Raw genomic sequence first — 18,004 nt, 5'->3', positions numbered from 1 at the left:
TACAACATGATGTCCGTCAGTAACCAATGTTTGTTGATGCAGATCCAGCCCACCATTTTGCGCTTTGCCAAGATGCTGGCCAGCGTGCTGCAACTGGAAGTGGAAATCGTGGACGCCAACATGGTGCGGGTGGCGGGAACCGGCCCTTACGGCAAGTTCTTCGGTCGCCAGCTGGAGGGTGACTCCCGCCTGTTGCGCTACGTCATCGAGCATCAGCGCGAGAAGATCGTCACCCACACCAGCGAGGATCCGGTCTGCGAGGGGTGCAGCTGCAAGGAGAGCTGCCGGGAGCGGGCCTTTCTCGGGGTGCCCATCATGGTGGAGGAGAACTGCATCGGGGTGATCAGCCTGGTGGCCTTCAACCCGGAGCAGCAGGCCCGTCTCAACAACAACCTGCAGGAGGTGTGCGACTATGTGCAGCACATCTCCAGCATCTTCGTGGCCAAGCTGCTCGACTCGCGCGGGCTGTCGGACGGGGTCAACAAGGTCTTCCTCAGCCTGATGAACCACATGGATCAGGGCTGCCTGTTGCTCGACGAGAAGAGCCAGGTGCTCTACGCCAACGAGGTGGCGCTCAAGCAGCTCAACTGCCAGCAGGAGGCGCTGCTGGGCTGCGAGATAGGGCTGCGGCCGCTCACCTTTGCCCAGCAGGGGTTGACCGGCCACCTGCAGCACATCGTTACCCTGGGGGATCGTCAGGAGCTGATCATCGGCCAATTGCACCACGTGCAGGGCCAGCAGCTGTTTCTGATGGCGTTTCACCAGTCCCACGGCACGCCGAATCCGCCGCTGGAGCCCGATGAGGGAGTCAGCATGCTGATCGGGGAGAGCAAGCCGATGCGGGCCCTGAAAAAGCTGCTCCATCGCATCGCCCTGAGCCCCTCCAGCGTGCTGGTGTGCGGCGAGAGCGGCACCGGCAAGGAGGTGGTGGCCCGCGCCATCCACCGACTCAGCCCGCGCCGCGACAAGCCCTTCATCGCCATCAACTGCGCCGCCATCCCCGAGCAGCTGCTTGAGAGCGAGCTGTTCGGCTACGTGAAGGGGGCCTTCACCGGGGCCTCCAGCACCGGCAAGCAGGGGCTGATCCAGGCCGCCCAGCAGGGCACTCTGTTTCTCGACGAGATCGGGGACATGCCGCTCACCATGCAGGCCAAGCTGCTGCGGGTGCTGGAGCTGCGGGAGGTGACCCCCATCGGCGCCAGCCGGCCGGTGCCGGTGGACATTCGCATCATAGCCGCGACCCATCAGCATCTGGAGCAGTACATCGCCGAGGGCAAGTTTCGCGAGGATCTCTTCTATCGCCTCAACGTCATTCCCATCCACCTGCCGCCCCTGCGCGAGCGGGAGGGGGACGTGGCGCTGCTGACCCACTACTTCCTCAACCTGCACACCAGCCGCATCGGTCTGCTGTATCCGGGACTGAGCCCGGAGGTGATGGCTCTGCTCGAAGGCTACCGCTGGCCCGGCAACGTGCGCGAGCTCAGCAACCTCATCGAGTACCTGGTGAACGTGGTGCAGGCGGGGGAGGTGATCGAGAGCATACTGCTGCCCCCCAATATCCTGCGCAACCAGCGCAGTGGGGCGGACGAGCCGCCTCGGAGCACGGCGCAAATCGCGCGTATGCCGCTCTCGCCCGACCCTTATTCCCATGGCGTGCTGGCCGACCCTGCGCTCAGCCCTGCCGCTGCCAACCCGGCATCGGCTACCGGGACGCCCTGGTCATCGCCAGAGGCAAGCCTGCCAGAGCCGGCCGCCGGTCAGGTAGAGCGCGGGTTGGCGCTGCCACTTGGCGAAAACGGGCTGGAGAACATGGAAAAGCAGATGATAGAGGAGACCCTGCTGCGCCTTGGCAACAAGAAGCTGGCCGCCCAGGCACTCGGGATTGGCATCGCCACCCTCTATCGCAAGATCAAGAAGTACGAGATAGCCGTGCAGGCCTGATCCCGCCGCGGGTCGCCTGGCGGCCCCGCTTGACCGCGCCGCGACCGACAATCGCGGCGTTATCATTATGAGAATGTGGCCCCGCTTTCTATCAATTGGCAGGCTCTGGTGATAGCCGGACTGATAATTATCAGGGCCAGCTTGGCCTTCTCTCACCCTATTCTCGCGCTATTTCAGCAGCGCGCAGCCATCCGCTTGAAAATAAGCTATCTCACCGGCCTTGGTGGGGCGCCATATAGCCTCAGGCTGTGCGCCGGCTCACATTCAAGACGCCTTTTCTGGTTATTTCCCGCTTATTTATGCGTTGGCACGCTTATTGATTGCCCTTATTTGACGCTGACCGATGAACTCACCCAATGGCCCTTGTTTCGGTGACCTGTGAGTGGAAGGGGAGCAATGCATTTCTCATCAACAGATTGGGGCTAACGATGAAAGCAGTGAACCAGTTAATCAAAGAGATCAATGAACTCAAGTCCAACCTGCATGAAAAAGACTTCCTGCTGACCTGGGAGCAGACCCCTCAGGAGCTGGCGCTGGTGCTCAAACTGGCCGAGGCCCTCAAGGGACTGCGCGCCGAAAACATCGCCACCAAGCTGTTCAATACCGGTCTTGGCATCTCGGTGTTTCGTGACAACTCCACCCGTACCCGTTTCTCCTACGCCTCCGCCCTCAACCTGCTCGGCCTGACCCAGCAGGATCTGGACGAGGGCAAGTCCCAGATTGCCCACGGCGAGACCGTTCGTGAAACCGCCAACATGATCTCCTTCTGCGCCGATGCCATCGGTATTCGCGACGACATGTACCTGGGGGCCGGCAACGCCTACATGCGTGAAGTGGGCGCCGCGCTTGACGAAGGGTTCGAGAAGGGAGTGCTGCCCCAGCGCCCGGCGCTGGTCAACCTGCAGTGCGACATTGATCACCCGACCCAGTCCATGGCTGATCTCGCCTGGTTGCAGGAGCACTTCGGCAGCCTGGAGAACCTCAAGGGCAAGAAGATTGCCATGACCTGGGCCTACTCGCCGAGCTACGGCAAGCCGCTCTCCGTGCCGCAGGGCATCATCGGCCTGATGACCCGCTTTGGCATGGACGTGACCCTGGCCCATCCAGAGGGGTATGACCTGATCCCGGACGTGATCGAAGTGGCCAAGGAGAATGCCAAGGCCTCCGGTGGCAGTTTCCGTCAGGTTACCTCCATGGAAGAGGCGTTCAAGGATGCCGACATCGTCTATCCCAAGTCCTGGGCGCCCTATCAGGTGATGGAGCAGCGCACCGAGTTGCTGCGGGCCAACGATCACGCTGGCCTGAAAGAGCTGGAGCAGCATTGTCTGGCGCAGAACGCCAAGCACAAGGATTGGCACTGCACCGAAGAGATGATGGCCCTCACCAAGGGGGGCGAGGCGCTCTATATGCACTGCCTGCCGGCGGATATTTCCGGCGTCTCCTGCAAGGAAGGGGAAGTGAGTGAAGGGGTATTCGAGAAATACCGGATCGCCACTTATAAAGAGGCGAGCTGGAAGCCCTATATTATCGCCGCCATGATTGTTTCCCGTAAATTCTCGGCACCGGGCGCCGCCCTCGAAGGCTTGATAAAAGAGGCGCAAAAACGCGTCAAATAATGGCCTGGCCGGGCGGGAAATAAGTCCCGCCCGGCCGTCGTCATCACGCAGTTATTGTCACGGGTTCTCTCCCCGGGGCGCTTTTCACTCGATGATCCCCGGCGAGATGACTCTTTGCGAGGTATTCATGTCCCAATTTTCCCTGAAGATGGAAATTGCCGATAACCGTTTCTTTACCGGTGAGTCGCTGCCCCTGTTTTCCCGTGCCGAGGCGCAAAAGGCCCGCGCTTTTCATAAAAAACTGGCCGGTTATGAGCCCACCCCCCTGTGCGATCTGAAAGCGCTCGCCGCCTATATCGGGGTGAAGAACATCCTGGTGAAGGATGAGTCCAAACGCTTTGGCCTCAACGCCTTCAAGATGCTGGGGGGCGTCTACGCCATCGCCAACCTGCTCTGTGAAAAATACGGGGTGGCGGTGGAGGATTTCACCTTCGATCTCATCAAGCGCACCATCAAGGAGCCGATGACCTTCGCCACCACCACCGACGGCAACCACGGTCGTGGCGTCGCCTGGGCCGCCAAGCAGGTGGGCCAGCATGCGGTGGTCTACATGCCCAAGGGCTCGGCCCAGGAGCGGGTGGACCACATCCTGGCGCTGGGGGCCGAGTGCATCGTCACCGACATGAACTACGACGACACAGTGCGCCTGACCATGAAGATGGCCGAGGAGCGTGGCTGGTACATAGTGCAGGACACCGCCTGGGAGGGTTACACCAAGATCCCGACCTGGATCATGCAGGGCTACGCCACCCTGGCCGACGAAGCGGTCGAGCAGATGCAGGCCATGGGCATCAAGCAGCCCACCCACGTGCTGCTGCAGGCCGGGGTCGGGGCGCTGGCGGGCGGCGTGCTCGGCTATCTGGTGGACTGCTTCGGGGCGAAGAACCTGCACAGCATAGTCGTCGAGCCGGATCAGGCCGACTGCATCTACCGCTCCGGTGTGGCGGGGGAGATGGTCAACGTGGGGGGCGACATGCGCACCATCATGGCCGGTCTCGCCTGCGGTGAACCCAATCCCCTCGGCTGGCCGGTGCTGCGCGGTTGCACCACCCAGTTCATCTCCTGTCACGACAAGGTCTCGGCGCTTGGCATGCGCGTGCTCGGCAACCCTCTTGGCGATGATCCCCGCATCATCTCCGGCGAATCCGGCTCGGTCGGAACCGGCGTGCTGGCGGCGGTGCGCCACCACCCGGATCGCGCGGCGCTGATGGCCCGGCTGGGGCTTGATGAGCAGTCGGTGGTGCTGGTGATCAATACCGAAGGGGACACCGACGTGGCCCATTACCGGGAAGTGGTGTGGGAAGGCAAGCACCCCGCCTGCGACTAATCCCTGCGAGAACAGAGACACGAATTGAAGAACTGATCGCGCCTCACCAACGGGGCGCGGTAACGGGCACAGGGCGCTGCCGACGAACAGGCCGCGCACTCTCAGTTGTTATGGAGAATCACAATGAGCAAGCAAATTCCGTTTGAAATGGTGTTGGAGAAGGCCTACCAGTACAAGGCCGAGATGACTCAGTTCCTGCGCGACATGATCGCCATCCCGAGCGAGAGCTGCGATGAAGAGCGGGTGGTGCTGCGCATCAAGCAGGAGATGGAAAAAGTCGGCTTCGACAAGGTGGAGATCGACCCCATGGGCAACGTGCTGGGCTATATCGGTCACGGCCCGCACCTGATCGCCATGGATGCCCACATCGATACCGTGGGGGTCGGCAACATGGCCAACTGGACCTTCGACCCCTATGAGGGGATGGAAGATCACGAGATCATCGGTGGCCGCGGCGCATCCGATCAGGAAGGGGGCATGGCCTCCATGGTCTACGCCGGCAAGATCATCAAGGATCTGGGGCTGGAAGACGAGTACACCCTGCTGGTGACCGGCACCGTGCAGGAGGAGGACTGCGACGGCCTCTGCTGGCAGTACATCATCGAGCAGAGCAAGATCCGCCCCGAGTTCGTGGTCAGTACCGAACCGACCGACTGCCAGATCTACCGTGGCCAGCGTGGCCGCATGGAGATCCGCGTCGAGGTGCAGGGGGTCAGCTGCCACGGCTCCGCGCCGGAGCGCGGTGACAACGCCATCTTCAAGATGGGCCCCATCCTGGGCGAATTGCAGGAGCTGAGTCACAACCTCGGCAACGACGACTTCCTCGGCAAGGGCACCCTGACCGTCTCCGAGATCTTCTTCACTTCGCCAAGCCGCTGCGCCGTGGCGGACAGCTGCGCCGTCTCCATCGACCGCCGCCTCACCTGGGGCGAGACCTGGCAAGGTGCACTGGACGAGATCCGCGCCCTGCCTGCGGTAAAAGCCGCCGGCGCCGAGGTCTCCATGTACCAGTACGACCGTCCGGCCTACACCGGCCTGGTCTATCCGACCGAGTGCTACTTCCCGACCTGGAAGGTGGAAGAGGATCACATCACGGTTAAAACCCTCTCCAAGGCTTACACCCAGCTGTTCAACAAGGCGCCGGTGGTGGACAAGTGGACCTTCTCGACCAACGGCGTCTCCATCATGGGTCGTCACGGCATCCCGGTGATCGGTTTTGGCCCGGGTAAAGAGCCGGAGGCCCACGCGCCGAACGAGAAGACCTGGAAGGAGCATCTGGTCAAGTGCGCCGCCATGTACGCCGTGATCCCCATGCTCTATTTGGCCGAGCTGGACAAGTAAGGGGGCTGCCGGGTGGTGACTGCCATCCCCGCCCGGCTGTCGCAAGTGTGGCAAGTGCCCCGTCTGTGTTGAGGCGGGGCCTTGCTGTTTGAAGGGAAGAAACATTCGAGGTGGTGGGGATGAAACGGCTGATCAAGAACGGCATGCTGGTCGATGTGCAGGGTGAATATCGTCAGGATCTGCTGATCGAGAACGGGGTGATCCTTGAGCGCGCCGCCGCTATCGAGCCCGATGGCGAAACCGAACTGATCGATGCCAGCGGCTGCTACGTGATGCCGGGCGGCATCGACGTCCACACCCACTTCAACATCGATATCGGGATTGCCCGCAGTTGCGATGACTTTTTCAGCGGTACCCGTGCCGCCGCCTGTGGTGGCACCACCACCATCGTCGATCACATGGGATTTGGCCCGGCGGGGTGCAACCTGCATCACCAGCTGGCCCGCTATCACGACTATGCCGCCGATCAGGCCGTGGTCGATTACAGCTTTCATGGCGTTGTTCAGCATGTGGATGACGCCATCCTCCACGAGATGGCCGCCATGGTGCAGGAGGAGGGGATCAGCAGCTTCAAGCTCTATCTCACCTACCAGTACAAGCTGGGGGACCATGACGTGCTGCGTGCCCTGGCCCGCCTCAAGGAGGTGGGGGCGCTTGCCACCGTCCACCCCGAGAACGATGCCGCCATCGCGGCGCGCCGGGCGGCTCTGCTGGCCGCGGGCCACCATGAGCCCTGGTATCACCCGCAAAGCCGCCCGCTGGAGTGCGAAGCCGAGGCCATCGCCCGGATGATCAATCTGGCGGGGCTCGCGGGCAATGCGCCGCTCTATATCGTCCACCTTTCAAACGGACTGGGGCTGGAGTATCTGAAACTGGCGCGCCGTCAGGGGCAGCCGGTCTGGGTGGAGACCTGCCCGCAATACCTGCTGCTCGATGAGCAGTGTTATTACAAGGAGAACGGGGTCGACTATCTGCTGAGCCCGCCGCTGCGCGGGCGTAGCGAGCAGGACAAGCTGTGGGTCGGCATCGCTGCGGGCGACATCGACACGGTGGCGACCGATCACTGCAACTTCTCCCACGCCCAGCGCATGACCCTCTCCGGCGGCGATTTCAGCCGCTGCCCCAACGGCTTGCCCGGGGTCGAAAACCGGATGCGGCTGCTGTTTGCCCACGGAGTGCTCGGCGGGCGCATCTCGCCGTCCCGCTTCGTGGCCCTCACCAGCGCCAACCCAGCGCGCCTGTTTGGCCTCTGGCCGCGCAAGGGCAACCTGCAACTTGGGTCTGACGCCGATCTGGTGGTGATAGATCCCCGCAGTGACACCCTGATTTCTCACCCACTGCTGCACGACAACGGCGACTACAGCCCCTACGAGGGGATGCACTGCCCCGGCCGGATCAGGCTGACCCTGAGTCGCGGCGAGATAGTGGCCCGCGATGGCGAGTTTCTGGGGCGACGTGGTCACGGCCGCTTTCTGGCCAGAGCGCCCTTTGATCCGGCGTTGGCACCGGAGCTGCACTCGCCTTGCCCCACAGTGGCCGGCTGACAATCCGTTCGAAACACGCAGATCAGCAAGGTTATGTGAACAACGAAAGGTGGGCCGGTATCGCGCCGGCTTGTCCCCTCACTGGAGATAACAAGATGAAACAGCGAATCGTACTGGCCCTTGGCGGCAATGCGCTGGGCAACAACCTGCCCGAGCAGATGAAGGCGGTACAGAGCACGGCGGGCACCATTGCCGACCTGATCGCTCAGGGGCACGAGGTGGTGGTGACCCACGGCAACGGCCCGCAGGTGGGGATGATCCAGCAGGCGTTCGAGGTGGCGGCCCGCCACGATCCCAAGGCACCTCATCTGCCCATGTCGGTCTGCGTGGCCCTGAGCCAGGGCTACATCGGCTATGACCTGCAAAACGCCCTGCGCGAGGCCCTGCTTGAGCGCGGCATCCACAAGCCGGTGGCCACCCTGGTGACCCAGGTGGAGGTGGATAAAAACGATCCCGCCTTCCTCGACCCCAGCAAGCCCATCGGCGGCTTCTTCAGCAAGGAGGAGGCCGAGGCGCTGATGGCCAAGGGCGAGCGGCTCAAAGAGGACGCCGGCCGCGGCTATCGCCGGGTGGTGGCGTCCCCCAAACCCATCGACATCATCGAGAAAGAGACCGTCTCTGCCATGCTGGCCGCCGGTCAGGTGGTGATCACCGTCGGTGGCGGCGGCATTCCGGTGCTGCGCGAAGGCAATCACCTGCGCGGTGCCAGCGCGGTGATCGACAAGGATTGGGCCAGTGCCAGGCTGGCGGAGCTGATCGATGCCGACATGCTGATCATCCTTACCGCGGTGGAGAAGGTCGCCATCAACTTCGGCAAGCCCGAGGTGCAGTGGCTCGATACCCTGAGCGTGGCCGATGCCAACAGCTTTATCGCACAGGGGCAGTTTGCCAAGGGCTCCATGTTGCCCAAGGTGGAGGCGGCGCTCTCGTTCGCGACGTCCATGCCGGGGCGCAAATCCCTGATCACCCTGCTGGAGAAGGCGGCTGACGGCATTGCCGGCAAGACCGGCACCCTGATAAGCCAGTAGGGGCGAGCAAGGTTGTAACCTGGGGGCCGTCGGCCCCCTTTCTGTTGGCTGGTGCCAGGGATTGGCAGAGGGAAGCATGGGCCGGCCAGCTCTTATCTGCGGTGGGCAGGGGGGCGGCAGAGGAGTAAGATGGCGTCCCGAATGGCGGACGTACCGACCGCAGCAACAAGGCAGCACAATGAATAGCAAGTTGAACATGGCGGCGCTGGGGGGATTGGTCCTGCTCACCGCCATCTGGAGTTACAGCTGGATCGTGATGAAGCAGGTGATGCTCTACGCGGGGGCGTTCGAGTTTACCGCCCTGCGCTGCCTGTGCGGATCCCTGGTGTTGCTGCTGGTGCAGTGCCTGCGCGGCCGCCGTTATCTCAAACCCACCCCGTTTCGCTATACCCTCGCCATCGCCCTGTTCCAGACCTGCGGCATGGTGGGGCTGGCCCAGTGGGCGCTCATCAGCGGCGGGGCGGGCAAGGTGGCCATTCTGAGTTACACCATGCCATTCTGGGTGGTGATCTTCGCGGCGCTCTTTCTGGGGGAGCGGATGCGCAAGCTGCACTATCTGGCGGTCGGGGTAGCGGCCTGCGGCCTGCTGCTGGTGATCGAGCCCTGGCAACTGCATCTCGATTCCATGAAGAGCGCGCTGCTGGGGATTGCCTCCGGCATCTGCTGGGGGATCAGCGCCATCATCGCCAAGCGGATGTATGCCCGCCATCCCGCGGTGGATCTCATGTCCCTCACCACCTGGCAGATGATCTATGCCACCCTGGTGATGGCGCTGGTGGCGGCGCTGGTGCCGGAGCGACCCATCGACTGGCAGCCCTACGTGTTTGGCGCGCTTGCCTACAGCGCCATCTTCGCCACTGCGCTGGCCTGGAGCCTCTGGCTGTTCGTGCTGAAAAAGCTGCCGGCGGGGATCGCCGGGCTCAGTACCCTGGCGGTGCCGGTGAGCGGCGTGCTGCTCTCCTGGTGGCTGCTCGGTGAAAACCCGGCGCCGGTGGAGGGGAGCGGCATTGGCCTTATCGTGCTGGCGCTGGTCGTCATCAGCCGCAAGGGCAAGCGTTCCGTGGTGTCGGTGGCGGGGGAGACCCGCATCAAGCAGGGCTAAGCCGATTGCCGGCAAAGAGATAAAAAGGGCCCGCCATGATGGCGGGCCCTTTGTGTTGGCGCGCTGGCTTATCTGCGCTGGGCCAGATGCATCATGGCTTCCAGCACGGCGCCGCCGATGGCTCTTGCCTTGTCAGAGACGGTAGTGGGATCGGCCCGCTCGCCTCTGGGGTCGATATCACCGATCTTGAAGCCGACGGTCACCTCGATGCCATCGCTGAGCAGCCCCCGCACCATGCCGGAGAGCGGCGCAATGATGGGAGCATCTCCCACGTGGGCGATCACGTCCCCCTCCTGCACCAGATCGCCGAGCTTGATCAGGCTCTTCATCACCCCGGCGACGGGGGCACGCACCACCCGGCGGGCGGAGTGCCCCTCGATCACCCCGGGAATACCGGTATTGGGCTGGGCAGGGCCCTGATAGATGACCCGCCCCAGATGGTGGCCACGGTTGGTCTCGATGACCGCATCGCAGTCGCGCCCCGCCTCGAAACCCGGGCCGAGGGCCACCGTGATGGGGGCCATCTCCCTGTGGGTGCCGAGATTCTGCTTGGCGAGGATGGCATCCACCAGATAGCGGGGCTTGAGTTCGGCAAGGGTGGCGCAGTCGGAGTCAACCAGCAGTGGAATGACGCCCAGATCCAGCTGCTCGAACGCCTGCTCGACGCTCTCCACCCGCTTGGCACGTACCCCTTCGACGCTGGTTTCGCCGTCGAACATCCCCTGGGCGAAGGCGACGGTGCGGCGGATCACCGTTGGCTTGTCGAGATCCAGCATCACCACCTTGAAGCCGGCATGGTAGAGACGCAGCGCCACCCCGGTGGCGATATCGCCTGAGCCGCGCATCACCACCAGCTGATCCCGCTTGAGGCGCACGTCATCCTGCATCAGGCCGCCCGCTTTGCCGTTTTTCACCTGCAGCAGCTCGGCGAGGATGCTGATGGCGATCTCCTCGGGGGTCTCGGCACCTATGTTGTAGCCGATGGGGGCGTGCAGCCGCTGCAGTTGGGCCTGACTCACCCCTTGCTGGCGCAGGGCCTGGGTGAAGGTCTGCACCTTGCGCTTGCTGGCGAGCAGCCCCAGGTAGGCGAGGGGACGGCTGATGAGCCGATCCAGCGCCTCCTTGTCCTGGTGGTTGGTGGCGATGATGACGAAGTTGGCGGGCTCGATGGCCAATTTCTCGATCACCGCGCTGATGGTGTCGGCCTGCTGCAGATGGGTGCCGGCCGGGAAGCGATCTGGGCTGAGGCTCCCCTCGAAGCAATCCCCCACGTGGATATCAAAGCCGAGCGGCGCCGCAGCATGGGCCAGCGCCCGGTTGACGTGGCCGGCGCCGATCAATACCAGGCGGGGGCGCAGGCCGTAGACGTCGATATAGACCGACATGGCGCCGCCGCAATCCGAGCCCACCGCATGCTCGCCGTTGCGGGCCATCCGGCCGTGGAAGATGCGCGGCTTGCGCTCGGCAATGGCGGCCACTGCTTCTTCGATCACCAACCGCTCTATCATGCCGCCGCCGATGGTGCCGAGGATCCGGCCATCGGCCATCACCAGCATCTGGGCCTGATGGCGCGGGGTGGAGCCCCGACTCTCGATGATCTGGGCCATGGCAAAGGGGGTGTTCTCCTGCTCCAGTCGGGCAGCGTGTGCAAACAGATTCATAAGGTACCTCGTATCATCCTTAACGGGTCAGCGACTGCGCGGCTTCGGGGGCAGGCCGACAGCAAACATGGTGAATGGCGCCGGGTTCACGCACGGCCCCCTGCCAGATGGCGTGGAGCTCGGGGTGGCGTTGCAGCAGGTTTATCAGGGCGGGCAGCCACTGCTGCTCATTTTGATAATCGCCATTGATAAACCAGATCCGTCGCGCCCCGGGCGGGGTGCCCTTGAACGCCCCCTCGGGGTGGGCGATGAGCCGGTCAAACAGGGCCCAGTCGAGCCGTTCACCGGCCGCAATCCCGCACAGGGCCTGGAACTCGGCCCAGCGGTGGATCTGCGCCGGGTCGGCGCAGGCGCCCACCATGGCGCCGCCCACCAGGGCGATCACCCAATCACTGTGCTGAGGAATGCAAGGTTCGTGCAAAGCGGGCGCTTTCAATAACTTGTGATGGGCGCCGTCCGCCTCCACCAGGATGATGTCGAAGCGTTGCTGTCCCTTGAGCAGATCGATCTGCTGAGGGCTCGGCCCCACCGCCTTGCCGCTGGCCCGATCGAGGTGGCTGAACAGCACCAGTTGCATCGGTTCATCGGGCAGCGCCTGGCAGCGGGTCAGCTGCCGAATGGGGTCGGCCTCGATCAGCAGAGTGCGCCGAGGGGAGGGGGCGGGCAGAAACATCCGGGTGCTGGTGGTGAGCAGCACCTTCTTGCCCTGTTGATGGAAATAGTCGGCCAACCAGAAGAGGGTGCTGGTTTTCCCCCCGGCGCCGCAAAGACTAATTAAAGTGGTACGCCCATCAATATTTTCGGTGAGCGGGTTTAATACACTCTCGATATTTGGCGAGGTGAGCAGAATGGGTGATGAAATAGCCATGGTGACGACCGATGAAAATAGAGGCGCGGTCAGTGAGAAGCACTGGCATTCGCGCGAGCGGTGCGACTGCCTAATTACGGCGGCCGGGCTCTCATCACGAATGGGCGCGTGGAAATTGATGCTACCGTATCGCCAGAGCACGATTCTTGATGAGAGTCTCAAAAATGCCCTGGTGCTGTGTGACCGGGTCATTCTGGTGGTGGGGCACCGCGCCGATGAGCTGATCAGCCGCTATGCCAATCACCCCCGTATCCGGCTGGTACACAACCATGATTATGCACAAGGGCTCGGCAGCTCCATCCGCGCGGGGCTGGCCGCCTGTAGCAGCGATCACCTCTTCGTGAGCCACGGCGATCTGCCCTGCATCCCCCCCGAGGTGTACCGCACGCTCTGGCAGGCGCGGGGGGACGAGACCCTCTTTCCCTCCTATCAGGGGGAGGCGGGCCACCCCGTGCTGTTGCCCAGAGCCCTTGTCAGGGCGCTGGCGGCGGCGCCGGCACAGGGTTCGGTGCGCCGCTGGCTGCTGGCGCATCCCCACCGATTCATCGAGGTGCAGAGCGCCGCCATCCTGCAGGATGTGGACACCCCGGAGCGCTATCAGGCGCTGCTGGCAAGGGGCGCATTCGAGCGCTGAACTGGTCGGCTGGCAGGGGCTTGCCGAGCCTTGCTTTGCATATCTATCCCCTTGTCTAACCCGTTATCAGGGGCCGACCGCGGCCGTTATCATCCTAGCCTGCCTGATAATGGCGATGGCCTCGCTCTTTATCAAACTGATAGCGCGCCGCGCCAAAGTGAGATCATTTTTAGCCGTGAGGGCGGCATTTCCATTATTTAAATTCGGTGTTGATAGCCACTCTCATTGTGGAAACTGGTATCGGTTTTCGATGTTTTATTAATTGGAGGTGCCTCACGTTTTTATGGCTGAAAAATAAAAAGATCCGGCGCTGGCCTGATTGTTGCTCCTGTCAGTTTCAAGGGGCTTTTTATGCGTGGTTATGGATGGGCCCCATTTATTCACCCTGTCAATGAGCAGTGCCGCTGCAAGGAGATCAACATGGGCGATATTATGCGACCCGTTCCCTTCAAGAACCTTCTGGTCCGTATCTTCTCGGAATATAAAGCGAGTCAATCCATCTTCGGCATTCCCGCCGCGCAATTCTATCGCAAGCAGGACGAGCGCAAGATCAAGGTGTTCGGTGAAACCTGCGAGACTCCCATCGGCCCGGCAGCCGGCCCCCATACCCAGCTGGCCCAGAACATCGTCACCTCCTGGCTGACTGGCGGGCGCTTTATCGAGCTCAAGACGGTGCAGATCCTGGACCGTCTCGAACTGGAAAAGCCCTGCATCGATGCCGAAGACGAGTGCTTCAACACCGAGTGGTCCACCGAGTTCACCCTGCCCAAGGCGTTTGACGAGTATCTGAAAGCCTGGTTTGCCCTCTACCTGCTGGAAGAGGTGTTTGACCCCCGTCTCGACGGGGAGGCCAAGTCCTTCATCTTCAACATGAGCGTGGGGTACAACCTCGATGGCATCAAACAGCCACCGATGCAGCAGTTCATCCACAGCCTGATGGATGCCGGCAGCAATCCGAAATTTGCCGAGTACCAGCAGGTGGTACGTGACCTCGTGGCCGACGAGCAGTTTATCGCCGAGCTGGGGCTGGGGGCGCGGCGCGCTCGCCTGCAACAGCTGGTGGAGCGCATTCCGGCCAATCTGGTGCACGGCGTCACCCTCTCTACCATGCACGGCTGCCCGCCCAACGAAATTGAGGCCATCTGCCGCTACATGCTGGAAGAGAAGGGGCTCAACACCTTCGTGAAACTCAACCCGACCCTGCTGGGCTACCCGCGGGTGCGCGAGATCCTCGACACCTGCGGCTTTGATTACATTGGTCTGAGCGAAGCGTCGTTCGATCACGACCTCAAGCTGGATCAGGCCAAGGCGATGCTGACCCGACTGATGGCGCTGGGGGCCGAGAAGGGGCTCACCTTTGGGGTCAAGCTCACCAACACCCTGGGCACCATCAACCGCAAGGGGGCACTGCCCGGCGATGAGATGTACATGTCCGGCCGTGCGCTGTTCCCGCTCTCCATCAACGTGGCGGCCGTGCTGTCCCGCGCCTTCGATGGCAAGCTGCCCATCTCCTACTCCGGTGGTGCCAGCAAGTTCAACATCAGCGATATCTTCGAGACCGGCATTCGTCCCATCACCATGGCGACCGACCTGCTCAAGCCAGGTGGTTACCTGCGCCAGATTGAGTGCCTCAACGAGATCGATGCCTCCGATAGCTGGGCCATGACCCAGGTTGATGTCGAGAAGCTGGAGGCCCTTGCCGCCAAGGCGCTCACCATGGATTACACCCAGAAGGAGTGGAAGTCCGAGGATCGTATCGAAGTGGGCGGCGGTCTGCCGCTGACCGACTGCTACGTGGCGCCCTGCGTCACCGCCTGCGCCGTGCATCAGGATATCCCCGAGTACATTCGTCTGATGGGCGAGGGGGAGTATGTGGCAGCCCTTGAGCTGATTTATCAGCGCAACGCCTTGCCCGCCATCACCGGCCATATCTGTGATCACCAGTGCCAGTACAACTGCACCCGTCTTGATTACGACAGCCCGCTCAATATCCGCGAACTCAAGAAGGTCGCGCTGGAGCGGGGCTGGGAAGGGTACAAGGCGCGCTGGCACAAACCGGCAGGCAGTGGTGACAAACACCCGGTGGCGGTGATTGGCGCCGGCCCGGCCGGCCTCTCAGCCGGTTACTTCCTGGCCCGTGCCGGTCACCCGGTCACCGTGTTCGAGCGTGAAGCGGATGCCGGTGGCGTGGTCAAGCACATCATCCCCGAGTTCCGCATTCCGGCGGAGCTGATTCAGCACGACATCGACTTTGTCGCCGCTCACGGGGTCAAGTTCGAGTTCGGCTGCGATCCGGCGCTCACCGTCGACAAGCTGCACGCCCAGGGCTTTACCTATGTCTTCGTTGGCATCGGCGCCGACAAGAACGGGGGCATGCGCCTCGAAGGGGGACATGATCGGGTCTACAAGTCTTTTAACTTCCTGCGCAGCTTCAATCAGGGCAAACCGCTGCCGCTGGGCCGCCATGTGGCGGTGATCGGTGCCGGCAACACCGCCATGGACTGCGCCCGCGCCGCCCTCAAGGTGCCCGGTGTCAGCGATGTGACCGTTATCTACCGTCGCAGCGAGAAAGAGATGCCCGCCTATCGCGAGGAGTATCTGGAAGCGGTGGAGGATGGGGTGCGTTTTTGCTTCCTCACCAATCCGGAGGGCTTTGAGAAAGATGGCAAGCTTGTCGTGCGGATGATGGCGCTGGGGGAACCTGACGAGCAAGGCCGCCGCCGTCCGGTGCCCACCGAGCAGACCGAGGTGATGCAGATGGATGCCCTGATCACCGCCATCGGCGAGCAGCCTGATTGCGAGGTGCTTAAAGCCATGGGCATTCCTCTTGGCAGTGATGGCTGGCCCGAGGTGGATAGCCTGAGCGGCGAAACCAGCCGTCGCAACGTCTTCCTCATCGGTGACGTGCAAAGCGGCCCATCCTCCATCGTCGGTGCCATCGGTGGTGCCCGCCGCGCCGCGGATCTGGTGCTGGCCCGCGAGCATATCGCCAGCCAGCAGCGTGACGTGACCACCCAGCCGTCGGGCAAAGACGAGATCTACCGCCGCAAGGGAAACATCGCCGTCACCATGATTGACAAGAGCGAGCGCGATGCCTTCGTGGCGCAAGAGGCGCACCGCTGCCTCGAGTGCAACTACCTCTGCAGCAAGTGTGTGGACGTCTGCCCCAACCGGGCCAACGTCGCCATCGCTGTGCCGGGCTTCAAGGACCAATTCCAGACATTGCACCTGGATGCCTACTGCAACGAGTGCGGCAACTGCGCCCAGTTCTGCCCCTGGCAGGGCAAGCCCTATCAGGACAAGGTCACCATCTTCAGCCTGCCCGAGGACTTCGACAACAGCCGCAACCCCGGTTTCTATCTGGCTGATGGCGGTGAGCTGCGGGTACGTCAGGGCGGCGAGACCTATCGCCTGACCATAGACGCCCAGAGCCGGATCAAGGATGCGCCTGCGGCCCTTGGCGACATGTGCCGCATCATCAGCCATGTCCATGCTCATCACCACTACCTGCTGGGGGCCGTCGCGGCCTGAGCGAACCACGAATAAGCGAAGGAGCCAACCATGTTTATTCTGAAAAACGTCACCGCCGTCCAGCTGGAGCCGACCCGGGTGCTGGAAGGGGTGGATATCGCCATCGAAGGATCGCTTATCAAAGCGGTGGGGCCCAATCTGCGGGCCCTCTACCCAGAGGCCACCTATCGGGAGATGGGGGGCAAGCTGGTGATGCCTGGCATCGTCTGTGCCCACAACCACTTCTACTCCGGCCTGTCGCGGGGGATCATGGCCAACATAGCCCCCTGCCCGGACTTTATCTCCACCCTGAAAAACCTCTGGTGGCGGCTCGATCGGGCGCTCGATGAAGAGTCCCTCTACTACAGCGGCCTCATCTGCTCGCTGGAGGCGATCAAGAGCGGCTGCAGCGCGGTGATCGACCACCACGCCTCGCCCAACTTCATCAAAGGCTCCCTGAATGTGCTGCGCAAAGGGTTTGTGGAGGCGGGTCTGCGCGGCATGACCTGCTTCGAGACCACGGATCGCAACGGCGGCCTCGCCGAGCTGCAGGCCGGGGTGGAGGAGAACATCCTGTTTGCGCAGGCCATTGACGCTGCCAAGGCCAAGGGGAGCGAGCCCTATCTGGTGGAGGCCCATATCGGTGCCCACGCCCCCTTCACCGTGCCCGACGAGGGGCTCGCCATGCTGCGCGAAGCGGTGCAGGTCACCGGTCGCGGTCTGCATATCCATGTGGCGGAAGACCGTTACGACATGGCTCACGGCCACCATCACCATGGCAAGGAGCCCATCGCCCGGCTGGACGAGTTTGGCCTTGTCGACAGCAAGACTCTGATCGCCCACGGCATTTACTTAAGTCCGGCTGACATCGAGCTGCTCAACAGCCGCGATGCCTTCCTGGTGCACAACGCCCGCTCCAACATGAACAACCACGTGGGCTACAACCTGCACCTGCCGGAGTATCGCAATCTGGCGCTTGGCACCGACGGTATCGGCTCCGACATGCTCGAAGAGCTCAAGTTCGCCTACTTCAAACACAAGGATGCCGGCGGGGCGCTCTGGCCCGACAGCTTTGCCCGCTTCCTCTGGAACGGCAACACATTGCTTGAGCGCAACTTCGGCGCCAAATTTGGCCGCCTGGAACCGGGCTACAAGGCCGACCTCACCATTTGCGACTACGCCGCACCGACCCCGCTGGCACCGCGCAACCTGGGTGGCCATCTCGCCTTCGGCATGGGCTCATCCTCGGTCAACAGCGTGATGGTGGAGGGGCGCATGGTCTATCAGGATCGCGAGTTCGCCTTTGACGTCGCGCCCCTTTATGAGCAGGCCAGCAAGGTGGCAAGCCGCCTGTGGCAACGAATGGACGCGCTGGCCTGAGGCCACCCTCCGCACGTTTGGACTGGATTGCCCGCCCAGTGGATCTCCCCGG

12 protein-coding genes are annotated in these 18,004 nt (G+C 62.7%); 10 read left to right on the top strand and 2 right to left on the bottom strand.

The annotated features are described in order from the left end of the window. Window positions 1–6: 6 nt before the first annotated feature. From OKC44_RS09900 to OKC44_RS09870, 7 genes are all read left to right on the top strand, one after another. Complete coding sequence (locus OKC44_RS09900; RefSeq protein WP_206817498.1) at window positions 7–1,941, top strand: sigma 54-interacting transcriptional regulator; 1,935 nt, start codon at window positions 7–9, stop codon at window positions 1,939–1,941. Window positions 1,942–2,369: 428 nt separating this feature from the next. Further along, window positions 2,370–3,557 carry a knotted carbamoyltransferase YgeW gene (gene ygeW, locus OKC44_RS09895; protein ID WP_270812568.1) on the top strand — a complete coding sequence of 396 codons (1,188 nt, stop codon included), beginning with the start codon at window positions 2,370–2,372 and terminating at the stop codon, window positions 3,555–3,557. Between the two features lie 127 nt (window positions 3,558–3,684). Next, the gene (gene dpaL, locus OKC44_RS09890) at window positions 3,685–4,884 is read left to right on the top strand and encodes a diaminopropionate ammonia-lyase (RefSeq protein WP_270812566.1); all 1,200 of its coding nucleotides are present in this window, start codon (window positions 3,685–3,687) and stop codon (window positions 4,882–4,884) included. 123 nt (window positions 4,885–5,007) lie between these two features. Further along, a complete protein-coding gene (locus OKC44_RS09885; RefSeq protein ID WP_016350809.1) occupies window positions 5,008–6,225 on the top strand; it encodes a YgeY family selenium metabolism-linked hydrolase in 1,218 nt (405 codons plus the stop codon). 119 nt (window positions 6,226–6,344) lie between these two features. Next, window positions 6,345–7,769: a dihydropyrimidinase gene (hydA, locus tag OKC44_RS09880; RefSeq protein WP_270812563.1), complete on the top strand. Its 1,425-nt coding sequence runs from the start codon at window positions 6,345–6,347 to the stop codon at window positions 7,767–7,769. A 95-nt stretch (window positions 7,770–7,864) separates the two neighbouring features. Further along, entirely contained in the window at window positions 7,865–8,797 is a 933-nt protein-coding gene (arcC, locus tag OKC44_RS09875) for a carbamate kinase (RefSeq protein WP_270812558.1), read from the top strand. A gap of 178 nt (window positions 8,798–8,975) precedes the next feature. Further along, complete coding sequence (locus OKC44_RS09870) at window positions 8,976–9,899, top strand: DMT family transporter (RefSeq protein WP_270812556.1); 924 nt, start codon at window positions 8,976–8,978, stop codon at window positions 9,897–9,899. Between the two features lie 68 nt (window positions 9,900–9,967). Here OKC44_RS09870 and yqeB read toward each other — a convergent pair whose 3' ends face one another. Together yqeB and yqeC are read right to left on the bottom strand one after the other, a co-directional pair. Beyond that, window positions 9,968–11,560 (bottom strand): selenium-dependent molybdenum cofactor biosynthesis protein YqeB, encoded by a 1,593-nt coding sequence (yqeB, locus tag OKC44_RS09865; protein ID WP_270812553.1) that lies wholly within the window; start codon window positions 11,558–11,560, stop codon window positions 9,968–9,970. A gap of 19 nt (window positions 11,561–11,579) precedes the next feature. Next, entirely contained in the window at window positions 11,580–12,428 is an 849-nt protein-coding gene (gene yqeC, locus OKC44_RS09860; protein ID WP_011706025.1) for a selenium cofactor biosynthesis protein YqeC, read from the bottom strand. On the opposite strand from yqeC, the gene mocA reads away from it, so the two are divergent. The 3 genes from mocA (at window position 12,409) to ssnA (ending at window position 17,952) form a co-directional block, all read left to right on the top strand. After that, entirely contained in the window at window positions 12,409–13,062 is a 654-nt protein-coding gene (gene mocA / locus OKC44_RS09855; RefSeq protein ID WP_011706026.1) for a molybdenum cofactor cytidylyltransferase, read from the top strand. The genes yqeC and mocA overlap by 20 nt on opposite strands. A 420-nt stretch (window positions 13,063–13,482) precedes the next feature. Continuing rightward, complete coding sequence (gene ygfK, locus OKC44_RS09850; protein WP_011706027.1) at window positions 13,483–16,593, top strand: putative selenate reductase subunit YgfK; 3,111 nt, start codon at window positions 13,483–13,485, stop codon at window positions 16,591–16,593. A 30-nt stretch (window positions 16,594–16,623) separates the two neighbouring features. Continuing rightward, on the top strand, window positions 16,624–17,952 hold the full coding sequence (gene ssnA, locus OKC44_RS09845) for a putative aminohydrolase SsnA (RefSeq protein WP_011706028.1): 1,329 nt from the start codon (window positions 16,624–16,626) through the stop codon (window positions 17,950–17,952). The last annotated feature ends 52 nt before the right edge of the window (window positions 17,953–18,004 follow it).

Source organism: Aeromonas sp. S41-2, from assembly GCF_027705845.1.
GTDB classification, from domain to species: domain Bacteria; phylum Pseudomonadota; class Gammaproteobacteria; order Enterobacterales; family Aeromonadaceae; genus Aeromonas; species Aeromonas hydrophila.
The sequence above is the reverse complement of the archived record's forward strand: the minus strand, read 5'-3'. Positions and strand labels throughout refer to the sequence as shown.